This is a genomic window from Photobacterium malacitanum (assembly GCF_900185615.1).
Taxonomy (GTDB): domain Bacteria; phylum Pseudomonadota; class Gammaproteobacteria; order Enterobacterales; family Vibrionaceae; genus Photobacterium; species Photobacterium malacitanum.
On the sequence record NZ_FYAK01000024.1, the window covers coordinates 1 to 4,264 of the forward strand.

Below are 4,264 nucleotides of genomic sequence, written 5' to 3' on the forward strand. Positions count from 1 at the left end.
GGCCTTCTATTTCAGCAGATTGAGGATATTCATCTTTATCGATCATGTTCTTATCAATGGAAAGATCCATCAATTTATGAACTTCATCTTCTTCCCATGTTTGACAAAAAGTAGCAAGGTTTTGGCGGGCATTACCATCAAGGTAAAGTTCGTCACGGATCATTTGATAAATAGCATTAGGTGCTTGTTCTTGTTGTGGTAGCTTAGTCGTTGCTGCAACGTTACGGGTTGCTTTTGAACCAAAGATTGGGTCATTTTCAGATTGACGGTTTACTTCATGAAGAGCCATAATTTTCCCTGCCTTAATGTTGCTTACTGCTAAATAAGTTCCAAGCCATTGCTTGAGTTACATGTTTGATCATTTGTTGACCACGAACACTGTTGCCAAATTGATCTAGTCGTGGTGAGAATGCAGCCAGTGCGCCAATGTTGGGAATAACCGTTAATAAACCGCCGCCAACGCCACTTTTACCTGGTAGACCAACATCATATGCCCAGTCACCCGAGGTGTCGTAAAGCCCTTCCATTGCCATCTCTGCAAGAATATGGGGTATGTTTTCGGCTTGAATCACTTGTTTGCCTGAGCATGGGTTTTTACCGCCATTGGCGAGTGTTGCACCAACAGTTGCTAGTTCAACCGCATTAAAGAGGGTTGAACATTGACGAGTATAAACATCACAAGCTTCAAGTGGCTCTGAATACATACGCCCTGATGACTCTAATAACAAGGCGATAGCACGGTTATGGGTATTGGTGGTTTGCTCTGACTGATTGACTTCGTCAGAGAGCGAAATTGCACTGTTTGCTAACAGTGATTGAAAGTTCAAAATCTGCTGCCAGCGTTGCTCTTTATCTGTTGCTGTAACTAAACTCACCGTTGCCATCGCACCAGCATTGACGAGGGGAGTTAGGGGCTTTCCTTGGTGTAATTCAAGCGCCAAAACAGAATTAAATGGCATTCCCGTTGGCTCGGCACCGACTTTGCTGTGGAGTGCATCAGCACCTGATTGTTCAAGTACTAATCCAAGCGTCATAATTTTTGAAATTGATTCAATGGCAAATTTATAATCAGTATCTTGTAATTGAATAATCTCGCCAGTGACAGACACAAAGGCTAAGCCTGTAAGTTCTGATGGCACAGATGCAAGAAATGGAATATAGGAGGCATTTTCGCCGTCGCTATTGGTTTTTGCTTCATTCAGCGCTTGCTGCATAATGACAGCAAGCTTTTCATTTTGTGGTGACATTTGGCGCATCCTTAACTCTTATTGATTCAATGTATGAGTTACTTTGTCTGATGGATTAATAATACCTGGATGAGTTTGTTCTATTTCCCAAGTAAAAGGCGCAAAGTCAGTGACTGCTGGATCTTTCCAGTGCGGTTGACGGGCTTTGTAAATAAATAATGGCACTGACACAAATATCACTGTTAGTACTACTAAGAAGCCAATATATTCTTCAGGGCTACCTACCGCAATTTGACTTGGTGGAATGAAAGAGAAGATAAACGCTAATAGTGAGCCAGAAAAACCGACACCAGCGATGATCCACATTCCCATATCACCACCAGGGATTTTGTATGGACGCGGACGATTAGGTTGGCTGTAACGTAAGTGAATCGCTGCAGCAAACATCAATAAGTACATGATGAGGTAAAGTACAACCGTTAATTGACTTAGAATTTGATAAGCGGCTTGAACCGAAGGTAATACCACAAATACCACTGAAATAATGGTCACTAAAAACGCTTGTGCCATCATGATATGGGTTGCCATACCATTTTTGTTGGTGTACTGCCAAAAGCGCGGTAAATATCCCCCTTTAGCAACCACAAGTAATGCCGATGAAGGACCTGCAACCCAGCCAACAACCCCTGCAAGTACACCCAGTGCTAAACAAGCAGCCATAATTGGTGCTGCCCAACTGATGCCTGCCCAAGCAAACATATCATCATAAGCCACTAATAAACTTTGGGTTAAACTGATATCTTGTTGTGGAATAACAAATGCAATTGCCAGTGTACCAAGTACGAAGACACATACCGTACCAATCGCAGCAATCGCAATCGCAATGGGGTAGTTACGTGGCGCGTCATCAACTTCTTTAACGTGAATCGCGTTCATTTCCATGCCAGCATAGAACAAGAAGATACTTGCTGCTAAAACAACGTTATTAAAGTTAGAAAAGTCAGGAATAATATCGTGCCAAGAAAGTTGAATTTGCGGTGGACGACCAGAGAAGAACAGGTAGGAGAAACCTAAAACAATTAATACGATACCGGGAATAACCGTACCAATTAAACCGCCCCATTTAGCTACTTTAGAAAAAGCTGCGGTACCACGTAGTGCGATGAAAGTTGCAAGCCAATAAATGGCTAATACTATTCCCAGTACAAAGAATTTATTTTGGGATAGTGCTTGGTCCCATGATTGATGAGGCCCCATAAATGCAAGAGAAACAGAGCCAAAAGTCAATGCGGTTGGAAACCAAACCGTCACTTCAATCCATAGCATGAAGATCGCAATCAATGCTACTCGAGCTCCAAAAGCTTCACCGACCCAGCGGAAGACACCGCCTTTTTCAGACCAACCCGTCGCAAGTTCAGCGGCGACTAATGATACTGGGACCAGAAATACCACGGCAGCAAAAATATAATAAAAAATGGAGCTCAATCCGTATTCTGCTTCTGCTGGAAGACCGCGCAAACTCACTACTGCAACAATGTTTAACATTGCGAGCGCGAAAATGCTGATCCCCCCTTTTTTCGTTTTAATTGAACTAGTCATTGTTAACCAACTTATATTTAGCGCATCTAATGCATTTAATTAATCTTTCAATATTAAATAGTTAATTTATATTGAAGTTACATGTGATAAAAATCATCAAAATAGTAGTCCGTAAGTTTAGATAGAAAATTGCTAATATTTATATTTGTGGATTAAATATCAATAATTAAAGTAATCTTTATGATTGATAAATATTATGGGTATTATGTTTGGTAATGTTTTTTTTGTGGTCTATTCTTGAATGTTTTTAGACTTTTTCCTAGAAAAGGGGCGTTTAAAAAAGTTATTAAAATTATTTTTTAATTTTTTGTAGATAAGCAGAAGGATAGGTTGAGTTTTATTTGATAAGCTTGAAAATAATTTGGCGATTAATAAAAGTAGGCGATTTTGGTTTTATTAAATTTAGTTAAATAAAAGGCTGGGAAAACCAGCCTTTTATTTAAAATAGATGTAAAGCTAATTAGCGACCACTATGATCAAATGTTTTTACATCTGCTGCATTACATTGAGAGCTGGCATGTGAAGTAAGAAATTCAATCGAGCGTTGGAAATCAGCAATTAATAGATTAGCAAGATCAATAGTGAGACCTTGTTTAACTAAAATCCGTTGAACGATAATTTGTTGAGCGTTTGCTGGCAATGTATATGCGGGTACTAACCAGCCTCTAGTACGCAAACGATCAGCAAGATCGTAGAGTGAGAAAGGTACATTAGCGTCGGCTTTTAAGCGCCATGAAATAGCAGGGATCCCTTTTTCACGATTACCATCAAAGATAAATTCAAATAGATTAAATTTATTCAGTTGTTTGACTAAATATTCACATACATCGTAGCTTGCATTATGAATACGCTGATAACCCTCAAAACCTAAACGAAGGAAATTATAGTATTGAGATATAATTTGACCAGCAGGGCGAGAGAAGTTCAACGCGAAAGTTGGCATATCACCACCTAAGTAGTTAACGTGGAATACTAACCCTTCAGGTAGATCTTCTTTGCTACGCCATACCACCCAGCCACAGCCTAATGGCGCTAAACCAAATTTGTGACCAGAAGTACTGATTGATTTAACTCGCTCTAAGCGGAAGTCCCAAAGCTCAATATTAGGCGCACAGAATGGTGCTAACATTGCACCACTTGCACCATCAACGTGAATATCAATCGAGTTACCAGTGTCATGTTCATAAGTATCTAATGCATCAGATAATGGTTTAACTGTTTCGTATAAACCTGTGAAAGTTTGACCGAAAGTAGGTACAACCATAATAGTGTTAGCATCTACTAACTCTAACATGTCTTCTGGGGTCATAGAATAATGACCGTCGTTCATTTTAGTTTCGCGCATTTCAATGTCCCAGTAGCGGGCAAATTTCTCCCAACATACTTGAACCGGACCGCAGACCATGTTTGGTTTATCTGTTGGTTGACCAAGTGCACGACGCTTTTCACGCCAGCGCCATAATGCAGCTAAACCACCT

General features: G+C 40.2%; 4 protein-coding genes. All 4 read right to left on the reverse strand.

Translation table 11 applies throughout. The features are described 5' to 3' along the window. On the reverse strand, nt 1-289 hold a 289-nt coding region (locus PMAL9190_RS19635; protein ID WP_235004396.1), incomplete at its 3' end, for a pyridoxal-dependent decarboxylase. Between the two features lie 13 nt (nt 290-302). Next, nucleotides 303-1,247 (reverse strand): glutaminase A, encoded by a 945-nt coding sequence (gene glsA, locus PMAL9190_RS19640; protein WP_087846952.1) that lies wholly within the window; start codon nt 1,245-1,247, stop codon nt 303-305. 18 nt (nt 1,248-1,265) lie between these two features. Then, nucleotides 1,266-2,786 carry a glutamine/gamma-aminobutyrate antiporter GadC gene (gene gadC / locus PMAL9190_RS19645; protein ID WP_087846954.1) on the reverse strand — a complete coding sequence of 507 codons (1,521 nt, stop codon included), beginning with the start codon at nt 2,784-2,786 and terminating at the stop codon, nt 1,266-1,268. A gap of 460 nt (nt 2,787-3,246) precedes the next feature. Next, nucleotides 3,247-4,264 (reverse strand): glutamate decarboxylase (gene gad / locus PMAL9190_RS19650; RefSeq protein ID WP_087846955.1); only part of this gene is annotated, 1,018 nt, incomplete at its 5' end.

Bases quoted from the DNA above. Each gene is read 5' to 3' on its own strand.
- glsA (WP_087846952.1), bottom strand. From the start codon at position 1,247: ATGTCACCACAAAATGAAAAGCTTGCTGTCATTATGCAGCAAGCGCTG.
- gadC (WP_087846954.1), bottom strand. From the start codon at position 2,786: ATGACTAGTTCAATTAAAACGAAAAAAGGGGGGATCAGCATTTTCGCG.